The organism is Streptomyces sp. NPDC060064 (genome assembly GCF_042736455.1).
GTDB lineage: Bacteria > Actinomycetota > Actinomycetes > Streptomycetales > Streptomycetaceae > Streptomyces.
The window spans coordinates 146,478-172,868 of the sequence record NZ_JBHWWF010000008.1 but is presented as its reverse complement, the minus strand read 5'-3'; the positions used below and the strand labels follow the sequence as shown (position 1 = coordinate 172,868).

Here is a 26,391-nt window from a genome sequence, read left to right as displayed (position 1 = left end):
AGAACCGGGGCTCCGCCCCGGACCCCGCGCCTCAAACGCCGGCGAGGCTTGATTCGAACCGAAGCCCCCTGGTTACGGGAAGGGGCGGGGTGGGGGAATCTCCCCGCCCCAACACGATCGAGGAGTCCGCATGAGCACCCCATACCCCTTCACTGCGATCGTCGGCATGGACGACCTGCGGCTCGGGCTGCTGCTGAATGCCGTCTCCCCCGCCGTGGGCGGTGTGCTCGTGCGTGGTGAGAAAGGGACCGCCAAGTCGACCGCCGTACGTGCGCTTTCCACATTGATCCCGGAGGTTCCGGTGGTCTCCGGGTGCCGGTTCTCGTGCGACCCCGCGTCGCCGGACCCGGCGTGTCCCGACGGTCCCCACGAGCTCGGCGGCGGTGTGGCGCGCCCGGCGAGGATGGTCGAGCTGCCCGTCGGCGCGTCCGAGGACCGGCTCGTCGGTGCCCTCGACATCGAGCGGGCGCTGGCCGAGGGTGTGAAGGCCTTCGAGCCGGGGCTGCTCGCGGACGCGCACCGCGGGATTCTCTACGTGGATGAGGTCAACCTCCTCCACGACCACCTCGTCGACCTGCTGCTTGACGCGGCCGCCATGGGCGCTTCGTACGTCGAGCGTGAAGGCGTCTCGGTGCGGCACGCCGCCCGTTTCCTGCTCGTGGGGACCATGAACCCCGAAGAGGGCGAGTTGCGGCCTCAGTTGCTGGACCGCTTCGGGCTCACCGTCGAGGTCGCGGCCTCGCGGGAGCCCGATCAGCGGGTGGAAGTGGTGCGGCGGCGGCTCGCGTACGACGACGATCCGGCCGGATTCGCCGCTCGCTGGGCGGACGAGGAGTCGGCCCTGCGGGCCCGGATCGTGGCCGCGCGGGCGCTGCTGCCCGACGTCCGGCTGGGGGACGGCGCGTTGCGGCAGATCGCCGCGACCTGTGCGGCCTTCGAGGTGGACGGTATGCGCGCCGACATCGTGATGGCCCGTACCGCAACCGCGCTCGCCGCGTGGGCGGGGCGTACGGAGGTGCTCGCCGAGGATGTACGGCAGGCCGCTCTGCTGGCGCTCCCCCACCGGCGGCGGCGCAATCCCTTCGACGCCCCCGGCCTCGACGAGAACAAGCTCGACGAGACCTTGGAGGAATTCGGCGACGACGATCCGGACCTCGACCCGGACCCCGATCCGGACGGGCCGGGCGGGGGCGGGCAGCCGCCGCAGGGCGGGCCCGAGGTGCCGCCGCAGGGCGGGCCCGAGGTGCCGCCGCAGGGCGATGGCGGACAGGGCGACACGCCCGCGCAGGCGGAGCCGGCCGAGGGTGGTACTCCGCAGGCCGGCGGCGGTGAGCAGCAGCCCGTACGGGCCGCCGAGCCGTTCCGTACGAAGATGCTGAGCGTGCCGGGTCTCGGCGAGGGCGCGGCGGGGCGCAGGTCCCGTGCGCGGACCGAGCACGGCCGCACGACCGGTGCGCGGCGGCCCCAAGGGGCGCTCACCAAGCTGCACTTGGCGGCGACCGTGCAGGCCGCGGCCCCGCACCAGCGGGCGCGCGGGCGCAGCGGCCGGGGTCTGGTGGTCCGCCGGGACGATCTGCGGCAGGCGAACCGCGAGGGACGCGAGGGGAACCTGGTGCTCTTCGTGGTGGACGCGTCGGGTTCGATGGCGGCCCGGCAGCGGATGAGCGCGGTGAAGGGTGCGGTGCTTTCGCTGCTGCTCGACGCCTACCAGCGGCGCGACAAGGTCGGGCTGATCACCTTCCGCGGGAAGGACGCGGAGGTGGCGCTGCCGCCGACCTCGTCGGTGGACGCGGCCGCCGCTCGTCTTCAGACGCTGCCGACGGGCGGCCGTACGCCGCTGGCGGCCGGGCTGCTCAAGGCGCACGACGTGCTGCGGGTGGAGCGTATGCGCGATCCTTCGCGCCGGCCGCTGCTGGTCGTGGTGACGGACGGCCGGGCGACGGGCGGGGTCGATCCGGTGGCGCTGGCGTCGCGTGCGGCGCGGCTGCACTCCGCCGAAGGGACAGCCGCGATCGTCGTGGACTGCGAGTCCGGGCCCGTACGGCTCGGTCTCTCGAGCACACTGGCCGTCGATCTCGGCGGCACCGCCGTCACCCTCGACGAGCTGCGCGCCGACTCCATCGCCGGGCTTGTCAAGGACGTTCAGACTGCAAGGAGGGCCGCGTAATGCCGCAAGGACAGCCGTCCGTCGTACCGGACGACGGACTCACCACCCGCCAGCGCCGCAACCGCCCGCTCGTCGTCGTCCACACGGGCATCGGCAAGGGCAAGTCGACGGCCGCGTTCGGGCTCGCGCTGCGCGCCTGGAACCAGGGGTGGCCGATCGGGGTGTTCCAGTTCGTCAAGTCCGCGAAGTGGAAGGTCGGCGAGGAGAACGCGCTGAAGGTCCTCGGTGCCTCCGGCGAGGGCGGTCCTGTCGACTGGCACAAGATGGGCGAGGGCTGGTCGTGGGTGCAGCGCGACAAGCAGCTGAACAACGAGGAGGCGGCGCGCGAGGGCTGGGAGCAGGTCAAGCGCGATCTGGCGGCCGAGACGTATCAGCTGTATGTGCTGGATGAGTTCGCGTACCCGATGCACTGGGGGTGGGTGGACACGGACGAGGTGATCTCGGTGCTCCGGGACCGGCCGGGGACGCAGCATGTGGTGATCACCGGCCGCAACGCTCCGGCGGAGCTCATCGGGTTCGCCGATCTGGTGACCGACATGTCCAAGGTCAAGCACCCGATGGACACCGGTCAGAAGGGGCAGCGGGGCATCGAGTGGTAGCACGTCTCGTCATCGCCGCGCCGTCTTCCGGCAGCGGCAAGACCACCGTCGCGACGGGCCTGATGGCGGCCTTCGTCGCGGCGGGCCTCTCCGTGTCCCCGCACAAGGTCGGCCCCGACTACATCGACCCGGGCTATCACTCGCTCGCCACGGGACGCCCGGGGCGGAATCTGGACGCGTATCTGTGCGGTACGGAGCTGATCGCCCCGCTGTTCGCGCACGGCGCGGCGGGCTGCGACCTGGCCGTGGTCGAAGGCGTGATGGGGCTGTACGACGGGGCGGCGGGAGCCGGTGAGCTGGCGTCCACCGCTCAGGTCGCGAAGCTGCTGCGGGCGCCGGTGGTGCTGGTGGTGGACGCGTCCTCGCAGTCGCGGTCGGTGGCGGCGCTGGTGCACGGTTTCGCGTCCTGGGATCCGCAGGTGCGGATCGGGGGCGTGATTCTGAACAAGGTGGGGTCGGAACGGCACGAGGAGCTGCTGCGGGAGGCGCTGGACGAGTCGGGGGTGCCGGTGCTGGGGGTGTTGCGGCGGTCCGACTTCGTGGGGACGCCGAGCCGGCACCTGGGGCTTGTGCCGGTCGCCGAGAGGCGGGCGGAGGCGGTGGCCTCGGTGGAGGCGATGGCGGAGGCGGTACGGGCGGGGTGCGATCTGGAGGCGCTGCTGGGGTTGGCCCGCAGCGCGCCCGCGTTGCCGGATGCGCCGTGGGACCCGGGGGTGGCCTGCGGCGCTGTTCCCCTACCCGCCCCTTCCCGCAACGGGGGCTCCGCCCCGGACCCCGCGCCTCAAACGCCGGCGAGGCTGAAAATGTCGGCCGGGCCGCACAATCAAGCCCGCCGCGGGCCACTCGTCGCCGTCGCCGGCGGGCCCGCGTTCACGTTCTCCTATGCCGAGCACACCGAGCTGCTTGCCGCCGCCGGCGCGGAGGTCGTCACGTTCGACCCGCTCCGGGACGAGCAACTGCCCGACGGGACACGGGGGCTCGTCATAGGCGGCGGCTTTCCCGAGGTGTACGCCCCCGAGCTGTCCGCCAACGACGCGCTGCGCAAGGCCGTCGCCGAGCTGGCACACTCCGGCGCGCCGGTCGCCGCCGAGTGCGCCGGGCTGCTGTATCTCGCACGCGCCCTGGACGGAATGCCGATGTGCGGTGTCCTGGACGCCGAGGCGCGGATGTCGCAGCGGCTCACACTCGGCTACCGGGAGGCCGTCGCGGTGAGCGACAGCGTCCTCGCGGCGGCCGGGACACGGATGCATGGGCACGAGTTCCACCGCACGGTCGTCGAGCCGGCCGCAGGGCCCGACCCCGCGTGGGGGATGCACCGGCCCGAGCAGCGCGTGGAGGGATTCGTGCAACAGGGCGTACACGCGAGCTATCTGCATACGCACTGGGCGGCCACGCCCGGCATGGCACGCAGATTCATTGAAAGGTGCGGGGCATGAGCAGCAGGCTGATCGGTGTCGGAGTCGGGCCCGGCGACCCGGAGTTGGTGACCGTGAAGGGCGTACGCGCGCTTCGGGAGGCCGATGCCGTCGTCGTACCTGTGATGGCCGGGTCCGACGGGACTGATGGGGGTGAGCCCGGACGCGCCGAGGCGACCGTCCTGCACTACGTGGGCGCGGAGAAGGTCGTACGCGTCGTCTTCGCGCTCAACGAGCGCACCGACCGTGGCCGTCGTGAGGCCGCCTGGGACGCCGCGGGCAAGCGTGTCGCCGAGTTGCTGCGCGCGCACGGGTCCGTCGCCTTCGCGACGATCGGCGATCCCAATGTGTACTCGACGTTCACCTATCTCGCGCAGACCATCTCCGAACTGGTCCCGGGTACCGCCGTGGAGACCGTGCCCGGCATCACCGCCATGCAGGATCTGGCGGCCCGCAGCGGCGCCGTCCTCACCGAGGGCACCGAGCCGCTGACCCTGGTGCCGGTGACCGCTGGAGCGGCCGTGCTCAAGGACGCCCTGAAGGGACCCGGCACGGTCGTCGCGTACAAGTTCGGGCGGCTCGCCGCGGAGGTGGCCACCGCGCTGCGCGAGACGGGACGTACCGAGGGCGCGGTGTGGGGGTCGGCGCTCGGGCTGCCCGAGGAGTCGATCCGGCCGGCCGCGGAGCTTGCCGAGGGAGCGCTGCCGTACCTCTCGACGCTGATCGCGCCGGCGCCGCGCGACGGTGGCCGCGGAGGCAAGCTGTGAGTTCACCACTCTCCTCGCTCGGCGGGCCGCTCGGCGGGCCGTTCGGCACGTCACTCGGCACGTCACTCGGCGAGGCCGACCAGCAACCAGATGAAGCCCACGCCTCCCGCCGTGCACAGCAGGGTGGAGCGGGCGGGGTGGGTGTGGTGTGCCTCGGGGAGGATCTCGGCCGCGGCGAGATAGAGCAGGGCGCCGCCGAAGAAGCCGAGATAGCTGCCCAGAAGTTCGGCCGGAATCGTGAACAGCAGCGTGGACGCCGCACCGACGATCGGAGCGAGTGCGTCCGCGACGAGCATCGCGATCGCCTTCCTCCGCGTGTTCCCGTACAGGCTGGTGATCGTGTACGTGTTGAAGCCGTCCGCGAAGTCATGGGCGATGACGGCGAGCGCCACGGCCGCGCCCATACCGCCACCCACCTGGAACGCAGCGCCGATGGCGACGCCGTCCATCAGGCTGTGGCCGACCATCGCCGCGGCCGCCGTCAGCCCCACCTGGGGCACTCTCTCGTCCTCGTCCGCGCCGTGCGCCGCCTGACGGACGGCCAGCAGCCGTTCCACCAGGTGCGCCGCCAGGAAGCCGCCGACGAAGAGCAGCAGCCCCTGCGGCACCCCGAACACCTTGTTGCCGGCCGCCTCCACTGCCTCCGGCAGCAGGTCCAGGCCGACCACGCCGAGCATCAGCCCGCCGGCCAGGCCCAGTACGAGGTGGCGGCGGTCGGTGACGCGTTGCGCCGTCCAGCCGCCGAACAGCGTCATCAGGAACGCGCCGAGCGCGACGAACACCGCCATGCGCCCTTGCTAGCGGATTGACCCGTCTCTTCGCACCATTCCGATCGAGATCCGCCCGAATCACCCGAATGACCCGAGAGGACCCCCGCTCATGGCCGATGCCGCCACCCACGGCAAGGTGACCTTTGTCGGCGCCGGCCCTGGCGCCGCCGATCTGCTGACGTTCCGCGCCGCGCGTGCCATCGCCGACGCCGACATCGTCATCTGGGCGGCGAGCCTGGTGCAGGCCGACGTCCTTGACCACGCCCGCGAGGGCGCCGAGATCCTCGACTCGGCGGCCATGTCACTGGAGGACGTCGTCGCCGTGTACGAGCGGGCGCTCGACGAGGGCCTGCGGGTCGCCAGGATCCACTCCGGCGACCCCGCCCTGTGGGGCGGCACGCAGGAGCAGCTCGACCGGTGTGTGGACCTCGGCCTGGAGGTCGAGATCGTGCCGGGCGTCTCGTCGTTCTCGGCGGTCGCCGCGATCGCGCAGCGCGAGCTGACGATCCCGGAGGTCGCGCAGTCCGTGATCCTGACCCGGCTCGGCGGCGGCAAGACACCGATGCCGCCGGGCGAGGAGGTACGGGAGTTCGCGCGGCACGGCACGACGATGGCGCTCTTCCTGTCGGCGGCGCGCTCGGGCCAGTTGACGCAGGAGCTGCTGGAGGGCGGCTATCCGACGAGTACGCCGGTGGTCATCGCGTACCAGGCGACCTGGCCGGAGGAGCTGATCCTGCGCTGCACGATCGGCACGCTGGAGGAGACGGTCAAGGAGCACAAGCTCTGGAAGCACACGCTGTTCCTGGTCGGTCCGGCGCTGGCGGCTTCCGGGACGCGCTCGCATCTGTACCACCCGGGGCACTTCCACGGCTTCCGGAAGGCCGACCCGGCCGCCCGCAAGGCGCTGCGCGCGCAGGGCGCAACGCCATGATCACGGTCATCGGTACGGGGACGGGCGCGCCGCTCTCCGTACGCGACGCCGAGGCGCTCGCCGAGGCCACGCTGCTGGTGGGTGCCCGGCGGCATCTGACGGCGGCGTGCCGTGCGGCCGATGTACCCGCCGACGCGGAACAGCTGGTGCTGGGGCCGCTCGCGCCCGCGCTGGACGTGATCGAGAAGAGGCTGGCCGGCGGCGGGGCCGGCGTGGTGGTGCTGGCTTCGGGCGACCCCGGATTCTTCGGGATCGTACGGGCGTTGGCCGAGCGTTTCGGCGCGGACGCGCTGGACGTACGGCCGGGGGCGCCGTCGGTGGCGGTCGCCTTCGCGCGGATCGGGCTGCCGTGGGACGACGCGGTCGTCGTCAGTGCGCACGGCCGTGATCTGCGGACCGCGGTCAATGTGTGCCGTGCGCATCCCAAGACGGCTGTGCTGACCGGTCCCGGCTCGGGGCCCGCGGAGCTGGGCGCCGAGCTGGCGTACCGGGCCGCGGAGCGGACGCTGGTGGTGGCGACGGCGCTCGGCGACCCGGAGCACGAGCGGATCGAGCGGATGTCGCCCGCGGAGGCGGCGGCGCGTGAGTGGGACGCGGTGAGCGTGGTGCTCTGCCTGGACGAACGGCGGGCGCTGTCGCCGGTGCAGCGGACGGTCTCGGTGCCCATCGGTCCGGACCGGTGGGCGCTGTCCGAGGGAGAGTTCGAGCACCGCGACTCGATGATCACCAAGTTCGAGGTACGGGCGCTGGCGCTGGCGCGCCTCGGGCCGCGTACGGGCGACCTCGTGTGGGACATCGGCGCGGGGTCCGGTTCGGTGGCGGTGGAGTGCGCGCGGTTCGGCGCGGCCGTGGTGGCCGTGGAGAAGACCCCCGACGGCGTGGAGCGGATCCGCGCGAACGCGGCCGCGCACGGTGTGGACGTACGGGCCGTGCACGGCGCGGCGCCCACGGTGCTGTCTCATCTGGCGGACCCGGACGCGGTGTTCATCGGCGGCGGCGGCGCGGAGCTGCCCGCGATCGTCACCGCGTGCGCGCGGCGGGCCCGGCGCACGGTGGTCGTCGCGCTGGCCGCGCTGGACCGGGTGGCGGCGGTACGGGGCGCGCTGGCCGCCGCCGGGTTCGTGTCCGACGGCGTACTGCTGCACTCGTCACGGCTGGCCCCGCTGCCCGGAGATGTGACACGGCTGGCGTCCGCCAACCCCGTCTTCCTGCTGTGGGGCGACCGCCCCGCGGATTCGGTGAACGAAGGAGCAATTCAGTGATCGGCCTGATCTCCGCGACGGCGGCGGGCGCCGCCGCCCGCGACCGGCTGGCCGCGGCCTGGCCCGGCCGCACCCGGGTCTACGAGGGCCCGGTGCGCGAGTCGGTGGAGCGCGCGTTCGCGGAGTGCGAGCAGCTGGTGTGCTTCCTGGCGACGGGCGCGGTGGTACGGCTGATCGCCCCGCTGCTCTCGGACAAGTCGGCGGACCCGGGCGTGGTGTGCGTGGACGAGGGGCAGCGGTACGCGGTGTCGCTGCTGGGAGGCCACGGCGGCGGCGCGAACGAGCTGACGGCGGAGGTCGCGGACGTCCTGGGCTGCACCCCGGTGGTGACGACGGCGACGGACGCGAGGGACATCCCTGGTCTGGACACGCTGGGCCTGCCGGTGGAGGGCGCGGTCGCGGCGGTGACGCGGGCGGTGCTGAACGGCGAGCCGGTGGCGCTGCGGGCGGACGCGGTGTGGCCATTGCCGCCGCTGCCGCCGAATGTGGGTGCCGACGTGGCTGCTGACGGTGCCGCCGTCCTCCGGGTGACCGACCGGCTCGTCGAACCGGGCGCACAGGAAGCCGTGTTGCGGCCCGCGTCGCTCGTCGTCGGGGTCGGAGCGTCCAAGGGTGCTCCCGTCGAGGAGGTGCTCGGGCTCGTCGAGGAGTCGCTGCGTGACGCCGGGCTCTCCGTACTGAGCGTCGTGGAGCTGGCGACGGTCGACGCGAAGGCGGAGGAGCCCGGGATCGTCGGGGCCGCGGAGCGGCTCGGAGTGCCGGTCGTCACGTACGCGGCGGACGAGCTCTCCTCGGTCACCGTGCCGAACCCGTCCGATGCGCCGCTCGCCGCCGTGGGGACGCCCTCGGTCGCTGAGGCCGCCGCGCTCGTGGGCGGCGGCGAACTCCTGGTCCCGAAGCGGAAGTCGAGCCCCGAGGGGCGTGCGGCGATGGCGACCTGCGCGATCGTGCGCAGGCCGCCGCGCGGCCGGCTGGCCGTGGTCGGGCTCGGGCCCGGGGCCCGCGATCTGGTCACCCCGCGCGCCACCGAGGAGCTGCGGCGGGCCTCCGTACTGGTCGGGCTCGATCAGTACGTCGACCAGATCCGCGACCTGCTCAGGCCCGGCACGCGCGTGATCGAGTCCGGCCTCGGGGCGGAGGAGGAACGGGCCCGTACGGCTGTCGCCGAGGCCCGCGCCGGGCATGCGGTCGCGCTGATCGGGAGCGGTGACGCGGGTGTGTACGCGATGGCCTCGCCCGCGCTCGCCGAGGCGTCCGACGACATCGACGTGGTCGGCGTACCGGGCGTGACCGCGGCACTCGCGGCAGCCGCGATCCTGGGGGCGCCGCTCGGGCACGACCATGTCTCGATCAGCCTGTCCGATCTGCACACGCCGTGGGAGATCATCGAGCGCCGGGTGCGGGCCGCCGCGAAGGCGGACATCATCGTCACCTTCTACAACCCGCGCAGCCGCGGCCGCGACTGGCAGCTCCCGAAGGCGCTGACGATCCTCGCCGAGCACCGGGAACCGGGGACGCCGGTGGGTGTCGTGCGCAACGCGTCGCGCGTGGACGAATCCAGCCGCGTGACGACTCTCGCCGGACTGGATCCGGCGACGGTGGACATGATGACGGTCGTGACGGTCGGCAACACGGCCACGCGCGAGATCGCGGGCCGCATGGTGACGCCGCGCGGCTACCGGTGGCAGTCGTGAGGGCCCGCGGCGACGCGCTCGCGGTCGCGGAGGCGTGCGGGGCGCGTGTGGTGTGCCCCGGCAGCGAGGCGGCCGCCGACTGGGCACCCCACCACGCGGGCGCGGACGCAGGCACGGGCGCAGCCCCGGGCACGGGCGCTGACGCAGGCACGGGCGCTGACGCAGGCACGGGCGCAGCCCCGGGCACGGGCGCAGCCCCGGGCACGGGCGCTGACGCAGCCCCAGGCACGGGCGCAAGCGCGGGCGCAGGTGCTGACGCAGGCGCAGCCCCAGGCACGGGCGCAGGCGCAGGCACGGACCACCACGGCCGACCCATGTTGCACCCCGGCAGCGCCCAGGCCTGTCCCCCATCGCCGGCGACAGCCGGCACCGCACCCTTCACCCACCGCCGCCACTCCGGAGTCGCCTCGTGACCCGCGTCGTCCACCCCATCGAGCAGGAGTCGTTCCGGCGGCTCCGGTCCCGGCTCGATACCAGCGGATTCCAGCCACTGACGCGGGCCGTCGTGGAGCGGGTCATTCACTCCGCGGCCGATCTCGAGTACGCCACCGATCTCGTCTGCGACGAGGCCTCCCTCGTCGCCGCGCACGACGCGCTGCACACCGGTGCGCCGGTCGTCGCCGATGTCGAGATGGTCGCCGCCGGGATCACCCGGCGCGAGACCGTCTGCCGGCTCAAGGACGCCGAGTCCGGCCCGGGGCTCACCCGTTCCGCGCACGCGATCCGTCTCGCGTACGAGCAGGTCGGGCCCGGCGCGATCTGGGTGATCGGCTGTGCGCCGACCGCTCTTGAGGAGCTCCTCGTCCTCGACGCCGCTCCCGCGCTCGTCATCGGGCTGCCCGTCGGTTTCGTCGGCGCGGCCGAGTCGAAGGCCGCGCTGCGCGAGAGCGGGCTGCCGGCCGTCAGCAACGTGTCCGAAAAGGGCGGCAGCGCGGTCGCCGCGGCCGCGCTCAATGCTCTGCTGTACCACCCCCACACCAAGGAGAACGCGTGACCACCCCGCCCGCACTGCTGATCGCCGGCCACGGCACCCGCGACGAAGCCGGGGCCGAGGCCTTCCGGGACTTCGTACGGGAGCTGGGGCGGCGCCATCCCGAACTCCCCGTCGCGGGCGGCTTCATCGAGCTGTCCCCGCCGCCGCTCGGCGACGCCGTCACCGAACTGGTGGAGCAGGGCGTGAACCGCTTCGCCGCGGTGCCGCTGATGCTGGTGTCGGCGGGGCACGCCAAGGGCGACATCCCGGCGGCGCTGGCCCGCGAGCGGGAGCGGCACCCCGGGATCTCGTACACCTACGGCCGCCCGCTCGGCCCGCACCCGTCGCTGCTGCGTGTCCTGGAGCGGCGGCTCGACGAGGCGCTGGGCTCCACGGTCCGTACGCCCTCCGACCGCGCCGATGTGACGGTGCTGCTGGTGGGCCGCGGTTCGACCGACCCGGACGCCAACGCCGAAGTACTCAAGGCGGCCCGGCTGCTGTGGGAGGGGCGGGGGTACGCGGGTGTGGAGACGGCGTTCGTCTCCCTCGCCGCCCCCGATGTGCCCAGCGGTCTCGACCGGTGCGTGAAGCTGGGGGCGCGCCGGATCGTCGTACTCCCGTACTTCCTGTTCACCGGCATCCTGCCGGACCGGGTGCGTCAGCAGACGCAGGGCTGGGCGGCGGCGCATCCCGAGGTGGAGGTGGTGTCGGCCGATGTGATCGGCCCCACCGAGGAGTTGCTGGACCTGGTCATGGAGCGCTACCGGGAGGCCGTCGCCGGCGACATCCGGATGAACTGCGACTCCTGTGTGTACCGGATCGCGCTGCCTGGCTTCGAGGACAAGGTGGGCATCCCGCAGCAGCCGCACTTCCACCCGGACGACGACGGTCACCACCACGGCCAAGGCCACGGCCATCACCCACACGGCAGCCATGCGCACTCACACTGACGCATACGATCTGCGCCACCACGGTGACGCGGAGGTGCGGGGCGCGCACCTCACGGACCTCGCGGTCAATGTCCGGGCCGGCACCCCCCCGGACTGGCTGCGCGAGCGCATCGCCTGCTCGCTGACGACCCTGGCGGCGTATCCGGACGGGCGGGCGGCGCGCGCGGCGGTCGCGCAGCGGCACGGTGTGCCGGTGGAGCGGGTGCTGCTGACGGCGGGGGCCGCGGAGGCATTCGTGCTGCTGGCCCGCGCCCTGACGGTACGTCAACCACTGGTCGTGCACCCGCAGTTCACGGAGCCGGAGGCGGCGCTGCGGGACGCGGGCCACGAGGTGGCGCGGTTGCTGCTGCGCGAGGCGGACGGCTTCCGGCTCGATCCGGCGGCCGTTCCCGACTCGGCGGACCTGGTGGTGATCGGCAATCCGACGAACCCCACGTCCGTACTGCATCCGGCCGCCGACATCGCCGGACTGGCCCGCCCCGGACGGGTGCTGGTGGTCGACGAGGCTTTCATGGACGCGGTGCCCGGCGAGTCCGAGTCGCTCGCGGGCCGGACCGACGTCCCGGGTCTGGTGGTGCTGCGCAGCCTCACCAAGACCTGGGGTCTTGCCGGTCTGCGGATCGGCTATGTGCTCGCCGGGCCGGAGACGATCGAGGCGCTGGAGCGGACCCAGCCGCTGTGGCCGGTCGCCACGCCCGCGCTGGCCGCGGCCGAGGCGTGTATGGAGCCGGCCGCGCTCAGCGAGGCCGCGCAGGCGGCGCACGGGATCGCGACGGATCGGGCGCATCTGCTGGCGGGGCTTGCGGAGTTCGAGGAGGTACGGGTGGTGGAGGCGGCGGAGGCTTCCTTCGTCCTCGTCCATGTGCGCAGTGGCGCCGAGGTGCGGGAGCGGCTGCGCGGTCTGGGCTTCGCGGCCCGGCGCGGTGATACGTTCCCGGGGCTCGGGCCCGACTGGCTGCGGCTGGCGGTACGCGACCGGGCGACCACCAACCGCTTTCTGCAGGCGCTGGACCAGGCGCTCACCATGGTCGGCGGCTGAGTCGGCGGCTGACGCCCCGCACAGCCTTGCGTGCGGGGCGCCGTAGGCCGGTGTCAGCTCCTGGACCGTGCGCGGGCCAGCACCGTCGCGGCGCCACCGGCCGCCAGCAGCAGGACCGCGCCGCCCGCGAGGTACCGGGTTGTGGTGCTGCCGCCGGTCTCGGCGAGGTCCTCCTTGGCGGGGGCCTCGCCGGACTGCGCCCGCACGCCGTGGCTCGGCCCGGGGGACGGTTCCCGCGCGGCGGACGGCGCGGGCGACTCGCAGGTCGCCTCGGCGAGCGTGACCGTGCCGTTGACCTCGGCGACGTTCAGCTTGAGCGGGTTGACCGACACCTTCAGCTCGAGCGCGGTGGCGGCGGCCGTACGGGACGTGGTGTGCCGCTTCGACAGATCGAGCGTCACCTCGCCGACCCCCGGCACCGCGACCCGGGTGGTGCCGCCGGTGGAGAGCGTGACCTTCTTGCCGAGCACGGTCACCGGGCCGAGCAGATTCGACTCGGCCACCGGCTGCTTGCCCGCCTCGCAGACGGCCTTCGACGTGACCTCCTCGACCTCGACGAGCGCGAGCAGCGGCAGTCCCGGCACATGCAGCCCGGCGCGGGCGAGGTTGGTGTAACCCTCGGCCCGGTGCCGGTCGGCGGTGGCCTTCGCGGTGGCGATGTCCGCACGCAGCACCTGGAAGGGCCTGCCCTGGTCGACCCCGTCCAACTGCACGGTCAGCGCGGTCTTCTCGGCACTGGCAGGGGCCTGCACCTCGTTGAGCGTGGCCTTGAGCGGGACGTTGACGGTCTTGTTGAGCAGGGACACATCGAGCCCGGTACGGAGCACGGCCGCACTTGCCCGTCCCTCGCCGCCGCCCCCGGTGGCATGCGCCGGGGCGGCGAGGACGGCGATGGCCAGGGGGCCTGCGACCAGCGCGGTGGCGGCCGTCGCGGCGGCCCAGCGGCGTGCGGGCATGCGGAAGGTGTGGCTGTTCAAGGTGGTGGAACCCCTACAGGAGACTTGGCGCCGCGCCCGCCCCCACGGGGACGCATGGACGGTGGCGACTTGAGACACCGGAATCCTTGCGCACCGAGAGTGAACTGACAGACACCTGACGTGAGTTCACCCCAAAGTGGGGTTTCCATGCCCGGCATTCGATTGTTGAGGTACGAGTGTTCCCGCGGGGCCACCCCTGTCACCGCGAACGGATGAGTTCGCCGTTCAACCGCACCGCCCCGCGCGTGAAGTGCTTCGACGAGCGGTGCAGTCTCGGTCACGCTGGGTCACCGTGCGCCGCGCCACAGGGAGCGGCGCCCCCTCAGCCGACCACACGGCCGTTGAGGATCACGCGCCGCGGCGCCGCCAGAGCCCTGACGTCCGCCCGCGGATCCGTGTCGTAGACCACCAGGTCCGCCGGCGCGCCCTCCTCCAGCACCGGGCGGCCCAGCCACTGACGTGCTCCCCAGGCCGTCGCGGACAGCGCCTGGAGCGGCGGGATGCCCGCCTTCACCAGTTCCGCCACCTCCGCGGCGACCAGACCGTGGGCCAGCGAGCCGCCCGCGTCCGTACCGACGAAGACCGGGATGCCCGCGTCGTACGCCGCGCGCACCGTGTCGTAGCGGCGCTCGTACAGCCTGCGCATATGGGCGGACCAGTCGGGGAACTTCGCTTCGGCGCCCGCCGCGAGGTCCGGGAACGTCGCGATGTTGACCAGCGTCGGGACGATCGCGACGCCCCGCTCCGCGAACAGCGGGATGGTGTCCTCGGTGAGCCCCGTGGCGTGCTCGATGCAGTCGATGCCCGCCTCGACCAGGTCCCGGAGCGCCACCTCGGCGAAGCAGTGGGCGGTCACCCGCGCGCCCAGCCGGTGCGCCTCGGCGATCGCCGCGGCGACCTCGCCACGGGGCCAGCAGGCGGTCAGATCGCCCGCGTCCCGGTCAATCCAGTCGCCGACGAGCTTGACCCAGCCGTCGCCGCGCCGCGCCTCCTGCGCGACATACGCGACGAGGTCGCCCGGCTCGATCTCGTGGGCGTAGTTACGGATGTAGCGGCGGGTGCGCGCGATGTGCCGGCCCGCTCTGATGATCTTCGGCAGGTCCTCGCGGTCGTCGATCCAGCGGGTGTCGGAGGGCGATCCGGCGTCGCGGATGAGCAGCGTGCCCGCGTCCCGGTCGGTGAGCGCCTGCTTCTCGCTGGTCGTCTCGTCGACCGCGCCGTGATGGTCAAGACCGACATGGCAGTGCGCGTCGACCAGACCGGGCAGCGCCCAGCCCTCGACGGTCAGCGCCTCGGCGCGCGGCCGGTCGTACGTGATCCGGCCGTCCACCGCCCACAGCTCGTCCCTGACGTCGTCGGGACCGACGAGCACCCGCCCCTTCACATGCAGCACCACGTGATCGCTCATGTCCAGCACTGTACGAGGCGCTGAGTACCCTCGGCGCAGTAGGCCGAACACACCTTCGCGAAGAGAGCACCACCGTGACGCATCCCCTCCTCGATCCGGCCCCGCTGACCGCCGCGCACTTCGCGGCCATCGAGGGGCGGGTCGCCGCACTGCTCGACACCGAGCAGGACGTGGTGATCATGCAGGGCGAGGCGCTGCTCCCGCTGGAGGGCTGCGTCCGCGGCGGTGCGCGGCCGGGATCGACCGCGCTGAACGTGGTCACGGGACCGTACGGGCAGACCTTCGGGAACTGGCTGCGCGACTGCGGGGCGAGCGTCGTCGACCTCGAGGTGCCCTTCCACGCCGCGGTGACCGCGGCACAGGTGGAGCAGGCGCTGGCCGCGCACCCGGAGATCGACTTCGTCTCTCTGGTGCACGCCGAGGCGGCGACCGGAAACACCAACCCGGTGGCGGAGATCGGCGAGGTGGTACGCCGGCACGGGGCGCTGTTCATGCTGGACGCGGTGGCCTCGGTGGCCGCCGAGCCGCTGCTGCCGGACGTCTGGGGCGTGGACCTGTGTGTGATCGGCGCGCAGAAGGCGATGGGCGGCCCGGCCGGGGTGTCCATGGTGTCGGTGAGCGGGCGCGCCTGGGAGCGGTTCGCCGCCAACCCGGCCGCACCCCGGCGCTCGTACCTCTCCCTCCTCGACTGGAAGGAGCGCTGGATCGACGGCGGCCGCAAGGCGCTGCTGCACGCTCCCGCCCAGCTGGAGATGCTGGCGCTGGAGGCCTGTGTGAAGCGGATCGAGGCGGAGGGCCTCGATGCGCTGATGGCACGTCATGCCTCGGCCGCGGCGGCCACGCGCGCGGGCGCACTGGCGCTCGGCGGCGGTCTCGAGCCGTACGTCCGCGAGGCGCGGGAGGCGGCGCCGGTGGCCACAACGCTGCGTTCCCCGGCCGGAGTCGACGCCTCCGAGCTGGTCGCGAAGGCACTCGCGGCCGACCCGTCGCTGCCGCTGATCGCGGGTGGCGGGTCGCTGGCCAAGGAGATGCTCCGGGTCAATCACTACGGCGTGGACGCCACTCGCGGCACGGTGCAGTCCTCGCTGGCGGCGCTGGGCGCGGCTCTCGGCGGGTCGGGTGTGGCGGTGGACCTGGAGGCGGCCCGGCGCGCGGTCACCGAGGCCTGGCGCTGACCCGTGCTCTTCTCGGCGAACAGCATTTCTCCGGGAACTAAAGTCGGCGTTAATTGAAATAGACGGGAAGCTGCTTTATTACGAGCAGCTTCCCGTATTCTTCTGCCCCCGTTCCACGATCCTAAACACCAAGGTTTCGACAGGATCGAACGACGTAATTCGGGCGGATCTCGAGAGAGTTACCGACGTGTGACCGACTCCACAACGCGTCCGATTCGCCCCGCTAATTCCGGCGCAAAAGCCCCGAAAGCACCCCATCGCCATGCCGACGCTCACGCCCGCGCGATAACACAAAGAGGCACAGCACCCAACCCCTTCCCTCGATGCATTTTCTGAATTTGCTCGGTAAATTTCCTCTGCATGACCGCCGCACAAGAAGACCTTGTACGAGCCAAGACCCCGAGCGAATTCCTGGAGATCGCCACCCCACGAGTGGAGGACGGAGCCGCGATCTGGCGCATCGCCCGCGACTCCGAGGTCCTGGACCTCAACTCCTCGTACAGCTACCTGCTGTGGTGTCGCGACTTCGCCGCCACCTCCGTGGTGGCGCGCGGCTCCGACGGTGAGCCCATCGCCTTCGTCACCGGCTACGTACGTCCCGACCGCCCCGAGGCACTCGTCGTCTGGCAGGTTGCCGTCGACCATGCGCACCGCGGCCGGGGACTCGCCGGCGTACTGCTGGACGCGCTGACCGCCAGGGTCACCGACGGCCCCGGGATCCGTGAGATCGAGACGACCATCACCCCGGACAACACCGCCTCCGACCGCCTTTTCACCTCCTACGCCCAGCGCCACGGGGCGCGGCTGGAGCGCGAAGTCCTCTTCGACGGCGAGCTGTTCCCCGAAGGAACGCACCAGCCGGAAGTGCTCTACCGCATCGGCCCCCTCTCCGCCTGACCCCCCACATCTGGAGACTGCTGTGACCATCACCCCGCCCGCCCTGAGTGTCTTCGAGACCCTGGAGTCGGAGGTGCGCAGCTACTGCCGCGGTTGGCCCGCAGTGTTCGACCGCGCGCAGGGCAGCTACCTCCACGACGAGGACGGCCACACCTACCTCGACTTCTTCGCCGGCGCCGGATCGCTCAACTACGGGCACAACAACCCGGTGCTGAAACGCGCGCTGATCGACTACATCGAGCGCGACGGCATCACGCACGGCCTCGACATGGCCACCACGGCCAAGCGCGCGTTCCTGGAGTCGTTCGAGAATGTGATCCTGCGGCCGCGCGACCTGCAGTACAAGGTCATGTTCCCCGGCCCGACCGGCACCAACGCGGTCGAGTCGGCGCTCAAGCTGGCCCGCAAGGTGAAGGGGCGCGAGTCCGTCGTCTCGTTCACCAACGCCTTCCACGGCATGTCGCTGGGCTCGCTCGCCGTCACCGGCAACGCCTTCAAGCGCGCCGGCGCCGGTATACCTCTGGTGCACGGCACGCCGATGCCCTTCGACAACTACTTCGACGGCCAGGTCCCGGACTTCCTCTGGTTCGAGCGACTGCTCGAGGACCAGGGCTCAGGACTCAACAAGCCGGCTGCCGTCATCGTCGAGACGGTGCAGGGCGAGGGCGGCATCAATGTCGCCCGCGCCGAGTGGCTGCGTGCCCTGCAGGACCTGTGCCACCGCCAGGACATGCTGCTGATCGTCGACGACATCCAGATGGGCTGCGGCCGTACCGGCGGCTTCTTCTCCTTCGAGGAGGCCGGCATCACGCCGGACATCGTCACCCTGTCGAAGTCCATCAGCGGCTACGGACTGCCCATGTCGCTCTGCCTGTTCAAGCCGGAGCTGGACATCTGGGAGCCGGGCGAGCACAACGGCACCTTCCGCGGCAACAACCCGGCGTTCGTCACCGCCGCCGCCGCGCTCAACACCTACTGGGCCGACGGCCAGATGGAGAAGCAGACCCTGGCGCGCGGCGAGCAGGTCGAGCGTGCGCTGCTGGCCATCGTCGAAGAGAGCGGGGGGACCGGACTGAGCTTCCGCGGCCGCGGCCTGGTGTGGGGCCTGGAGTTCGAGGACAAGGCACGTGCCTCGGCGGTCTGCGCCCGCGCCTTCGAGCTGGGGATGCTGCTGGAGACCTCGGGCCCGGAGAGCGAAGTGGTGAAGCTCCTGCCCGCGCTCACCATCTCCCCCGAAGAGCTGGACGAGGGCCTGCGCATCCTGGCCCGTTCCGTCCGCGAGACGGCCTGACACCCCCGTACGAGAAAGGCAGCAACTCACCGTGATCGTCCGATCGTTCAAGGACATCGAGAACACCGAGCGCCATGTGAAGGCCTCTTCCGGCACCTGGGAGAGCAAGCGCATCGTGCTCGCGAAGGAGAAGGTCGGCTTCTCGCTCCACGAGACCGTGCTGTACGCGGGTACGGAGACGTCGATGTGGTACGCGAACCACATCGAGGCCGTGCTCTGCGTGGAGGGCGAGGCCGAGCTCACCAACGACGAGACCGGCGAGACCCACTGGATCGAGCCCGGCACGATGTACCTGCTGGACGGCCATGAGCGCCACACCATGCGCCCCAAGACCGATTTCCGCTGTGTCTGCGTCTTCAACCCGCCGGTCACCGGACGGGAGGACCACGACGAGAACGGCGTCTACCCGCTGCTCACCGAGGAGGGCTGAACGATGACCACCGCCCCTGTACGCACCGACCTGTACCCGACCCGCGGCGCAGCCGAGATGACAACCCCGCGGCAGGACCCGGTCGTCTGGTCCGCGCCCGGAGCGCCGGGACCGATCGTCCCGTCCGCGCTGATGGGCTTCGAGCGGGACGGCTTCCTGACCGTCGACGAGCTGATCACGCCGGACGAGGTCGCGCTCTACCGCGCCGAGTTGGACCGGCTGGTCGCCGACCCCGCGGTACGTGCCGACGATCGCTCGATCATCGAGCCGAAGTCCCAGGACGTGCGCTCGGTCTTCGAGGTGCACCGGCTCAGCGAGATCTTCGCCGGTCTGGTGCGCGACGAGCGGGTGGTGGGCAGAGCCCGGCAGATCCTCGGCTCGGACGTGTACGTCCACCAGTCCCGTATCAATGTGAAGCCGGGCTTCGGCGCCTCGGGCTTCTACTGGCACTCGGACTTCGAGACCTGGCACGCCGAGGACGGTCTGCCGAACATGCGCACCGTCTCCGTCTCGATCGCGCTGACCGAGAACCGGGACACCAACGGCTGTCTGATGATCATGCCCGGATCGCACAAGACGTTCCTCGGCTGTGCGGGCGAGACGCCGAAGGACAACTACAAGAAGTCGCTGCAGATGCAGGACGCGGGCACTCCGTCGGACGAAGCGCTGACCCGGTACGCCGACCGGCACGGCATCCGGCTCTTCACCGGCCGGGCCGGGTCGGCGACCTGGTTCGACTGCAACTGCATGCACGGCTCCGGGGACAACATCACCCCGTACCCGCGCAGCAATGTCTTCATCGTCTTCAACAGCGTGGAGAACGCTGCGGTGAAGCCGTTCGCGGCGCCGGTGCCCAGGCCGGAGTACATCGGGGCGCGGGACTTCACTCCGGTGCGGTAAGCCACTTCCGGCCGGCGGCCGGCCCGCGGCGAAGCCGCCATGGGACACAGCATCGGGGCGCGGGACTTCACTCCGGTGCGACAGCCCCGCGACAGCCCGTCCCGTACGGGAAGGCCCGGCGCCCCTCTCTCGGAGGGGGCCGGGCCTTTTCCGTGCCAACTGCCCTACAGCGCCGGGTAGTCGATGTAGCCCTTGTCGTCACCGCCGAAGAACGAGGCCGTGTCCGGGGTGTTGTACGGGCCTTCGGCCTTGAGCCTGGCCGGCAGGTCCGGGTTGGCCAGGAACAGCGCGCCGAAGGCGAGGATGTCCGCGATGCCGTCCTCGATCAGCCCCAGCGCCCCGTGGTCGGTCGGGCCCTCGGTCGCCGGGTTGAGGATGAAGGTGCCGCTGAACTGCTTGCGCAGCGCGAGCGTCACCTCCCTGAATCCCGGGACCATCTCGACGACATGCAGATAGCCGAGGCCGAGCGGCTCCAGCTCCTTGACCAGCGCGGGGTAGGTCGCCTCCGGGTCGGTCTCGGCGATGTCGTTGTACGCGTTGCCGGGAGAGACCCGCAGTCCGGTCCGCTCCGCGCCGATCGCCTCGGCCACCGCCTTCGTCACCTCGACGGCGAAGCGAATGCGGTTCTGGACGGAGCCGCCCCACTCGTCGGTGCGCAGGTTGGTGTTGTCGGCGAGGAACTGGTGGATGAGGTAGCCGTTGGCGCCGTGCAGTTCGACGCCGTCGAAGCCTGCTTCTATGGCGTTGCGGGACGCGGCGACGAACTCGCCGATGACGGCCGGGATTTCGGCGGCGGACAACTCGCGCGGGGCGATGAAGTCCTTGGGGCCCTCCTGCGTATAGAGCTGCCCGGCGGCGGCTACGGCGGACGGAGCCACGCTCACCAGCTCCTGGTCCGGCCAGAGCACCGGGTGGCCGATGCGTCCGGCGTGCATGATCTGGGCGAAGATCTTCCCGCCCTTGGCGTGCACGGCGTCGGTGACCTTGCGCCAGGCGGCGATCTGCTCGTCGCTGTGCAGGCCCGGAGTGTTCGGGTAGCCCTGGCCGAGGACCGAGGGCTGGATGCCCTCGGTGATGATCAGGCCGGCCGATGCGCGCTGGCCGTAGTACTCGACAGTGGAGTCGGTGACGGTGAGCCCTTCGCCGAACGCCCGGCTGCGGGTCATCGGCGCCATGGCGATCCGGTTGCCGAGCTGTGTGCCGGACAGGTCGATCGGGTCGAATGCGGTGGTCATGAAAGCTCCCCAGAATTTACGTGGTCGGCCAAGTAAGCGCGCCGAGAGTCACTGTAGACCATTAATTGGCCGACCAAGGTAAAGTTTTTGGGGACACTGTCCACCAGACAGTCGCCACCCCTCCTGAGGAGGCCCCGATGAAGCCCGAGACCGCGGCCGACCCCGTCTGTACCGAGGCGCTGCCGAGCTCCGCGCTCGGCGGCCCCGTCAGCCATGCCGTCTCCCGGGTCGCCCGGCTGCACCGTATGGCGGCGGGCAAGCTGCTCAGGGGAGCCGGCCTCTACCCGGGGCAGGAGTTCGTGATGATGCATCTGTGGGACGCGGGCCCGGTGCGCCAGTCCGAGCTGATCAAGGCCGTCGAGCTCGACCCCTCCACCGTGACCAAGATGCTCCAGCGCCTGGAGCAGGCCGGACACGTCCGCCGCTGCCCCGACCCGGGCGACCGGCGCGCGGTGCTCGTCGAGGCCACGGAGGAGAGCTGCGCCCTGCACTCCGCGGTGCAGGCGGCCTGGGCGAATCTGGAGGAGCACACGCTCGCCGGGCTCGACCCGGACGAGCGCCGGGAGCTGACCCGGCTGCTCGGGAAGGTCGAGGAGAACCTCTGCGTCCAGACCGCGGACTGCCCCGGTCAGCCGGACAGGACGTCGAGCACCCAGTCCACCTCGGCGGCGGAGTTGTAGAGGTGGAAGGCGGCGCGCAGATTGCCCGCCCGCTCCGCGAGGGTGATCCCCGCGCGGGCCAGTTCCGGGACGCGGTGGCCGAGCCCCGGCACGGCGACAATGCCGGACTCGCCGGGCACCGGTTCATGGCCCAGCTCCGAAAGCCCCGCCCGGAACCCCCGGGCGAGCGCGGTGTTGTGGGCGTGTACGGCGTCGATTCCGGTCTCCTCCAGCAGCGCCAGTGACTGCCTCGCGCCGTGGTACGAGAGGAAGGCGGTGGGTTCGTCGAACCGCCGGGCCGAGTGCGCCAGCTCCTCGATGGGTCCGTAGGTGGTCCCCCACAGAACCTCGGCGGCGAAGGTCCCCGCATGGATCGGCACCAGGGTCTGCTGCGCCTCCTCGGTCACGGTGAGGAAGGAGGCGCCGCGGGGGCAGAGCAGGAACTTGAAGCCGCCGGTGACGGTGAAGTCCCACGCGCCCGCGTCCAGCGGCAGCCAGCCCGCCGACTGGCTGGCGTCGACGAGCGTACGGGCGCCGTGTGCGGCCGCGGCGGCCCGGACCGCGGGCAGATCGGCGATCCGGCCGTCGGCGGACTGCACCGAGGAGAAGGCCACCAGCGCGGTGCCCGGACGCACCGCATCGGCCAGCTCGTCCAGCGGTGCGTACCGCAGCTTGAGATCCCCGCGTACCAGGAACGGCGTGATGACCGAGGCGTACTCTCCCTCGGGGAAGAGGACTTCCGCGCCGGTCGGCAGCGAGCTCGCGATCAGTCCGACATGCACCGAGACCGAACCACCGACGGCGACCCGCTCCTCGTCCACACCGGTGAGGCGTGCGAAGGACTGCCGGGCGGCGGTCACCTCGGAGAAGTCACCGGCGCCGCCCGGCCGCCCGGCCGCGAGCTCCTCGGCCAGCGCGGTCACCGCCGCGACGGTCCTGCGGGGCAGCAGCCCGCAGGTGGAGGTGTTCAGATACGTCGTGTCCGGCGCGAACTCGGCGCCGCCCAGGGTCTCCATGGGATCACCCTGCGATGCTCTCAACGCCTGGTCAACCGCCAATTGTTGAGGGGAACCATTCAGCAGCGCTCAAGCATGGGCTCCGGGCTGCGGAACCTCGCACGAGCCGTCGGTGTCACAGGCGGCGGCGTCCGCGCCGATCGGGGTGATCGCCCGGCCCTGCCACGCCTGCTCCAGCGCCTGGGTGAAGACCTCGGCCGGCTGGCCGCCGGAGACGCCGTAGCGGCGGTCGAGGACGAAGAACGGCACACCGGTCGCGCCCAGCTCGGCGGCCTCGCGCTCATCCGCCCGTACGTCGTCGGCGTACGCGTCCTCGTCGGCAAGGACCGCCCGGGCCTCGTCCGCGTCCAGACCGGCCTCCACGGCGAGCTCGAGGAGGATCCCGGCGTCGAAGACCGACCGCTCCTCGGCGAAGTTCGCCCGGTAGGCGAGGTTCAGCAGCTCGTCCTGGCGGCCGCGGGCCTTGGCCAGGTGCAGCAGCCGGTGGATGTCGAAGGTGTTGCCGTGATCACGGCCCTCGGTCCGGTATTCGAGCCCCTCGGAGCGCGCGTTGGAGGCGACGTGCTCCTCCATCGACTGCGCTTCCTCGATGGTGCGCCCGTACTTCTTCGCCAGCATGGGGATCACCGGGCCGGTCTCGCCCTTGGCGCGGTTGGGGTCGAGCTCGAAGGAGCGGTGCACCACCTCGACCTGGTCGCGGTGGGCGAAGGCCGCGAGTCCCTGCTCGAAGCGCGCCTTGCCGATGTAGCACCAGGGGCAGGCGATATCGCTCCAGATCTCGACGCGCATCTTCTTCATCACTCCAGGGTCGTACGGTGCGGAGGCCACCTCCGCCAAGAGGTGAACGCGCACCGGGACTGCCTCATTCCGCGGAGGCCGCCTGTGTGAGGTGCAGCACGATCGATTGCCGGGACCGAATTCCCAGACCGAATACCCGGTCGGAGGGGCGTCGGTGTTCGCGGCCGGCCCTGACACCAGGGCCGGCCGCATGTGCGTCTCGCCGGGGCGGGCCTATTCCTCTGCGAAGATCTCCTCTGCGCAGGATGCGGTGATGGTCCGGGCGAGCCAGTGCCGCAGGATCTCGGGATCACTGCAGCTGGTGATGCGTTCGCGGGCGCCGACGGGAACGGCGATGTCGCGCTGCTCGAGCAAGAGCAGGATGCTCTGCGCGATGCCCTGGGCGCGGCCTTCGTCTCGGATCTCTTCCGAGAGGGGTGAGGTGTAGAAGGAGAGGTCCACGACCACCAGGTTCCTCCAGTGTTGTGCGGCCGGGAGTCTGCCCAGGCCTTGTGCTGTGAGTTCGACGATGGGGTCTGCGATGGTTTCCGGTGTGTCCCGCAGTGCGGTGGAGAGTGCTTTGAGTATGGCACCGATGCCCGGATCCGCGGCGTGCGTGATGGCCGACAGGGTGGCGAGTGCCAGGTCCTTCCGGGCCTCGGCCGTGTCGGTGATCCGCGGCATGTTGTGAGGGCCGGCGACGAGGGGCGCAGGGTGAGGGCGGGCCATTGGGGCGGGCCGATATGGGTGGTGCGGGAGGCCCATTCGGCGGTGGTGCGGTCCTGGCAGACGACCAGCAGGAGGGGCTGGAGTTGGTACTTCGTGTGCAGGTAGGACAGGTAGTAGGCCCAGCTGGCGGGTTTGGCGGGGTCCCTCTTGCCCTGGGCTTCGACGGCGAGGAGGAGCGAGTCGCCGTCTTCGGTGTCGAGTCGTAACAGGGTGTCGACGCGGCGTTCGACCGGCCGTGCCTCAGTGAGGTCGGTGGGCATGACGGTGACCGAGGTGGGTGGGGCGAAGTCGACGCCCAGCGCTTCGGAGACCCGGGAGAAGAGTCCGGGGTACTCCTGGAAGATGCGGTGCATCGCCTCGTGAGGTGAGCTGACCATGCGGGTCCTTGTCGGTTACGGGGTGGTGCGAGTCGAGCGGCAGAAGTGTCAATGGCACATGCCGATGGCGACTCTCGTGGCGAGCGTAGGAAGACAAGGCGGTCTTGGCTCGGGGAAGTTGAGGCAGTTCACTCGCAAGAGTGGGCGTGGCGGGTGTGCACTCGGGCTTCGGTACGAGGTCCAGTTCGGCCCGCACCGTCTCGCGGGGGACAGGTCCCCGGCGTCACACCTCACCGTCCGCCGGCGCTTCGACCAGGAGCGGCCCGCGCCCCGAGTCCTCGTCGGGGGACGACTGTTGGGCTTGAGGCTCGGAAGTCCCGCGCCGCGCCAAATGGGGCCGGGAAGCGCTCCCTCGGGCCGGTCCGGTGGTGGCGGTCGTCGTGCTGACGATTCTGTACCGGATCGGCATGCCGAGAGTGCCGCTAGGCGCGCGGCACTGTGAGGCGAAGCACCAGGTGGGTGTCGGCGCGCGGCTCGTCCGGGTCGGGGAACCAGTCGTGGTGCGCGTAGAAGGACTGGGCGCGCCTGTTCTGCTCGAAGACCTCGAGGCGGGCGGTGCGGACTCCGGCGCGCTGCCAGGACTCGACGCAGGCCGAGTGCAGGGCGGTGCCTATGCCGCCGCGCCACCGCTTCGGGTCCACATGGAGCTGGGTGAGTGTCATGACCGTATCGACCTCGCGGAAAGCGGCGACTCCGGCGACGGTCCCGTCCTTCTCTGCGCAGAGCACCGCGCCGCGCTCGATGGCGGCGGCCCAGCCCGCGCGGGTGCGGGCGCGCTCGGCGGGGCCGTCGAAGGCGTCGTCAGGGATGTGGCCGCGGTAGTAGCTCGCGCGGGCTTCGGCGTGGAGGGCGGCGATGGCATCCAGGTCGGCGGGAACGGCTGTTCTGATCATGGTGGTGGGGACGCCGGGAGATCAGCCGGCGGTTGCGACCCGGCTGAAGGCGGCCCGGTAGGCGCTCGGTGTGAGGCCAAGGCGGCGCTGGATGTGCTGGCGCAGCGAGTCCGCCGTGCCGAGCCCGCTGGCGCGGGCGACCTGGGCCATGGGCAGGGTGGTGGTCTCGAGGAGTTCGCGGGCGCGTTCGATGCGCTGGTGGAGCAGCCACTGCAGGGGGCTGCGGCCGGTCTCCGCGTGGAAGCGACGGGTGAGGGTGCGGATGGAGACGCCGGCGTTGCGGGCGAGGTCGGTGAGGGTGAGGGGCTCGTCGAGGTGCTGCATGGCCCACGCGCGGGTGCAGGCGAACGAGACTCCGCGTTCGGCCGGCAGCGGGGTGTCGGTGAACTGGGTCTGGCCGCCGGGGCGTACGGGGGCGACGAGCGCGAGGCGCGCGACGTTGTTGGCGACGGCAGCGCCGTAGTCGGTACGGATGATGTGCAGGCACAGGTCGATCCCGGCCGCGTAGCCGGAGGAGGTCATGAACTGCCCGTCCTGCACATAGAGAACGTCCTCCTGAAGGTCGACGGCCGGGAACCGGTCGCCGAGTTCGCGGGTGTACGTCCAGTACGTCGTCGCCGCCCGGCCGTCCAGCAGGCCCGCCTCGGCGAGCGCGAACGCGCCGGTGCAGATGGAGGCGATCCGCTTGCCGTCGGCGGCGGCCTTCCGCAGCGCGTCCAGGATCCGCGGGTCGAGTGCCTCCCGGGAGCCGGTGCCCGCGACGATCACGGTGTCGGAATCGTCCATGGCGTCCAGGCCGTTCGGGATCTGCACATCGAGGCCGCTGCTGGTGGTGACGGGTCCGGGGTCGACGGTGCAGAACACCGTCTCGTAGCCGGGCGCCCCGTCCACCTGCACCTTCGCGAAGAGCATCTCGGGCGTTGCGATGTTGAACATCGACACGGGCGGGGCGGCGACGACGGCGACACGGTGCACGGGCTGCTGGGGCGGCAGGGGCTGCGCGGAGTACATGGCCAGATCCTCCGGACGTATGGCATTCAGGCCACTACTGTAGGCCGCC

At 71.6% G+C, this 26,391-nt stretch carries 24 protein-coding genes and 1 pseudogene; 16 read left to right on the top strand and 9 right to left on the bottom strand.

All coding sequences use genetic code 11. The features are described 5' to 3' along the window. Positions 1–130: 130 nt before the first annotated feature. The 4 genes from ACFWDI_RS12975 to cobI are packed head-to-tail and all read left to right on the top strand — an operon-like array spanning position 131 to position 4,948. Complete coding sequence (locus ACFWDI_RS12975) at positions 131–2,167, top strand: putative cobaltochelatase (RefSeq protein ID WP_385303504.1); 2,037 nt, start codon at positions 131–133, stop codon at positions 2,165–2,167. Further along, on the top strand, positions 2,167–2,766 hold the full coding sequence (gene cobO / locus ACFWDI_RS12970; RefSeq protein WP_385303503.1) for a cob(I)yrinic acid a,c-diamide adenosyltransferase: 600 nt from the start codon (positions 2,167–2,169) through the stop codon (positions 2,764–2,766). Before ACFWDI_RS12975 ends, cobO begins: the two co-directional genes overlap by 1 nt. Further along, complete coding sequence (locus tag ACFWDI_RS12965) at positions 2,760–4,202, top strand: cobyrinate a,c-diamide synthase (RefSeq protein WP_385303502.1); 1,443 nt, start codon at positions 2,760–2,762, stop codon at positions 4,200–4,202. Before cobO ends, ACFWDI_RS12965 begins: the two co-directional genes overlap by 7 nt. Next, positions 4,199–4,948, top strand: a complete 750-nt coding sequence (gene cobI, locus ACFWDI_RS12960) for a precorrin-2 C(20)-methyltransferase (RefSeq protein ID WP_385303501.1) — start codon at positions 4,199–4,201, stop codon at positions 4,946–4,948. Before ACFWDI_RS12965 ends, cobI begins: the two co-directional genes overlap by 4 nt. Positions 4,949–5,010: 62 nt before the next feature. Here the strand turns inward: cobI and ACFWDI_RS12955 are convergent, their stop codons facing one another. Then, positions 5,011–5,736, bottom strand: a complete 726-nt coding sequence (locus ACFWDI_RS12955) for a ZIP family metal transporter (RefSeq protein WP_385303499.1) — start codon at positions 5,734–5,736, stop codon at positions 5,011–5,013. Between the two features lie 91 nt (positions 5,737–5,827). Between ACFWDI_RS12955 and cobM the strand changes: the two genes are divergently transcribed. The 6 genes from cobM (at position 5,828) to cobC (ending at position 12,567) form a co-directional block, all read left to right on the top strand. Beyond that, complete coding sequence (gene cobM, locus ACFWDI_RS12950; RefSeq protein ID WP_326649088.1) at positions 5,828–6,649, top strand: precorrin-4 C(11)-methyltransferase; 822 nt, start codon at positions 5,828–5,830, stop codon at positions 6,647–6,649. After that, positions 6,646–7,911 carry a precorrin-6y C5,15-methyltransferase (decarboxylating) subunit CbiE gene (gene cbiE, locus ACFWDI_RS12945; protein ID WP_385303498.1) on the top strand — a complete coding sequence of 422 codons (1,266 nt, stop codon included), beginning with the start codon at positions 6,646–6,648 and terminating at the stop codon, positions 7,909–7,911. The genes cobM and cbiE overlap by 4 nt, the downstream gene beginning before the upstream one ends. Beyond that, positions 7,908–9,605 carry a precorrin-3B C(17)-methyltransferase gene (gene cobJ, locus ACFWDI_RS12940; RefSeq protein WP_385303497.1) on the top strand — a complete coding sequence of 566 codons (1,698 nt, stop codon included), beginning with the start codon at positions 7,908–7,910 and terminating at the stop codon, positions 9,603–9,605. Before cbiE ends, cobJ begins: the two co-directional genes overlap by 4 nt. Positions 9,606–10,014: 409 nt before the next feature. After that, positions 10,015–10,599 (top strand): precorrin-8X methylmutase, encoded by a 585-nt coding sequence (locus tag ACFWDI_RS12935; protein ID WP_385303496.1) that lies wholly within the window; start codon positions 10,015–10,017, stop codon positions 10,597–10,599. Further along, on the top strand, positions 10,596–11,528 hold the full coding sequence (locus ACFWDI_RS12930; RefSeq protein WP_385303494.1) for a sirohydrochlorin chelatase: 933 nt from the start codon (positions 10,596–10,598) through the stop codon (positions 11,526–11,528). Before ACFWDI_RS12935 ends, ACFWDI_RS12930 begins: the two co-directional genes overlap by 4 nt. Beyond that, positions 11,512–12,567 (top strand): Rv2231c family pyridoxal phosphate-dependent protein CobC, encoded by a 1,056-nt coding sequence (gene cobC / locus ACFWDI_RS12925; protein ID WP_385303493.1) that lies wholly within the window; start codon positions 11,512–11,514, stop codon positions 12,565–12,567. Before ACFWDI_RS12930 ends, cobC begins: the two co-directional genes overlap by 17 nt. 53 nt (positions 12,568–12,620) lie before the next feature. Here cobC and ACFWDI_RS12920 read toward each other — a convergent pair whose 3' ends face one another. Both ACFWDI_RS12920 and ACFWDI_RS12915 read right to left on the bottom strand, forming a co-directional pair. Beyond that, complete coding sequence (locus ACFWDI_RS12920) at positions 12,621–13,544, bottom strand: SCO1860 family LAETG-anchored protein (RefSeq protein ID WP_385303492.1); 924 nt, start codon at positions 13,542–13,544, stop codon at positions 12,621–12,623. Positions 13,545–13,866: 322 nt separating this feature from the next. Then, complete coding sequence (locus tag ACFWDI_RS12915; protein WP_385303491.1) at positions 13,867–14,952, bottom strand: amidohydrolase family protein; 1,086 nt, start codon at positions 14,950–14,952, stop codon at positions 13,867–13,869. A 74-nt stretch (positions 14,953–15,026) separates the two neighbouring features. Between ACFWDI_RS12915 and ACFWDI_RS12910 the strand changes: the two genes are divergently transcribed. The 5 genes from ACFWDI_RS12910 to thpD all read left to right on the top strand — a co-directional run bounded on the left by ACFWDI_RS12910 (position 15,027) and on the right by thpD (position 19,645). Continuing rightward, a complete protein-coding gene (locus ACFWDI_RS12910; protein ID WP_385303490.1) occupies positions 15,027–16,127 on the top strand; it encodes a pyridoxal-phosphate-dependent aminotransferase family protein in 1,101 nt (366 codons plus the stop codon). 360 nt (positions 16,128–16,487) lie between these two features. Further along, on the top strand, positions 16,488–17,024 hold the full coding sequence (gene ectA, locus ACFWDI_RS12905; protein ID WP_327322801.1) for a diaminobutyrate acetyltransferase: 537 nt from the start codon (positions 16,488–16,490) through the stop codon (positions 17,022–17,024). Positions 17,025–17,046: 22 nt separating this feature from the next. Continuing rightward, positions 17,047–18,315: a diaminobutyrate--2-oxoglutarate transaminase gene (ectB, locus tag ACFWDI_RS12900; RefSeq protein WP_327322802.1), complete on the top strand. Its 1,269-nt coding sequence runs from the start codon at positions 17,047–17,049 to the stop codon at positions 18,313–18,315. 31 nt (positions 18,316–18,346) lie between these two features. Further along, positions 18,347–18,745 (top strand): ectoine synthase, encoded by a 399-nt coding sequence (locus tag ACFWDI_RS12895; RefSeq protein ID WP_327322803.1) that lies wholly within the window; start codon positions 18,347–18,349, stop codon positions 18,743–18,745. A gap of 3 nt (positions 18,746–18,748) precedes the next feature. Next, the gene (thpD, locus tag ACFWDI_RS12890; RefSeq protein WP_385303489.1) at positions 18,749–19,645 is read left to right on the top strand and encodes an ectoine hydroxylase; all 897 of its coding nucleotides are present in this window, start codon (positions 18,749–18,751) and stop codon (positions 19,643–19,645) included. Positions 19,646–19,809: 164 nt separating this feature from the next. On the opposite strand, the gene ACFWDI_RS12885 is transcribed toward thpD, so the two are convergent. Beyond that, positions 19,810–20,880, bottom strand: coding sequence for an alkene reductase (locus ACFWDI_RS12885; protein WP_327322805.1), 1,071 nt, complete (start codon positions 20,878–20,880; stop codon positions 19,810–19,812). Between the two features lie 137 nt (positions 20,881–21,017). On the opposite strand from ACFWDI_RS12885, the gene ACFWDI_RS12880 reads away from it, so the two are divergent. After that, positions 21,018–21,560: a MarR family winged helix-turn-helix transcriptional regulator gene (locus ACFWDI_RS12880; protein ID WP_385303487.1), complete on the top strand. Its 543-nt coding sequence runs from the start codon at positions 21,018–21,020 to the stop codon at positions 21,558–21,560. Here the strand turns inward: ACFWDI_RS12880 and ACFWDI_RS12875 are convergent. The 5 genes and pseudogenes from ACFWDI_RS12875 to ACFWDI_RS12855 all read right to left on the bottom strand — a co-directional run bounded on the left by ACFWDI_RS12875 (position 21,509) and on the right by ACFWDI_RS12855 (position 26,342). Continuing rightward, positions 21,509–22,555 (bottom strand): aminotransferase class V-fold PLP-dependent enzyme, encoded by a 1,047-nt coding sequence (locus ACFWDI_RS12875; RefSeq protein WP_385303486.1) that lies wholly within the window; start codon positions 22,553–22,555, stop codon positions 21,509–21,511. The genes ACFWDI_RS12880 and ACFWDI_RS12875 overlap by 52 nt on opposite strands. Positions 22,556–22,624: 69 nt before the next feature. After that, entirely contained in the window at positions 22,625–23,344 is a 720-nt protein-coding gene (locus tag ACFWDI_RS12870; RefSeq protein ID WP_385303583.1) for a DsbA family oxidoreductase, read from the bottom strand. A 222-nt stretch (positions 23,345–23,566) separates the two neighbouring features. Continuing rightward, positions 23,567–24,438 (bottom strand): annotated as a pseudogene (locus ACFWDI_RS12865) (hypothetical protein). 422 nt (positions 24,439–24,860) lie between these two features. Beyond that, complete coding sequence (locus ACFWDI_RS12860; protein WP_385303485.1) at positions 24,861–25,331, bottom strand: GNAT family N-acetyltransferase; 471 nt, start codon at positions 25,329–25,331, stop codon at positions 24,861–24,863. Between the two features lie 21 nt (positions 25,332–25,352). Then, entirely contained in the window at positions 25,353–26,342 is a 990-nt protein-coding gene (locus ACFWDI_RS12855) for a GlxA family transcriptional regulator (protein ID WP_385303484.1), read from the bottom strand. Between the last annotated feature and the right edge of the window lie 49 nt (positions 26,343–26,391).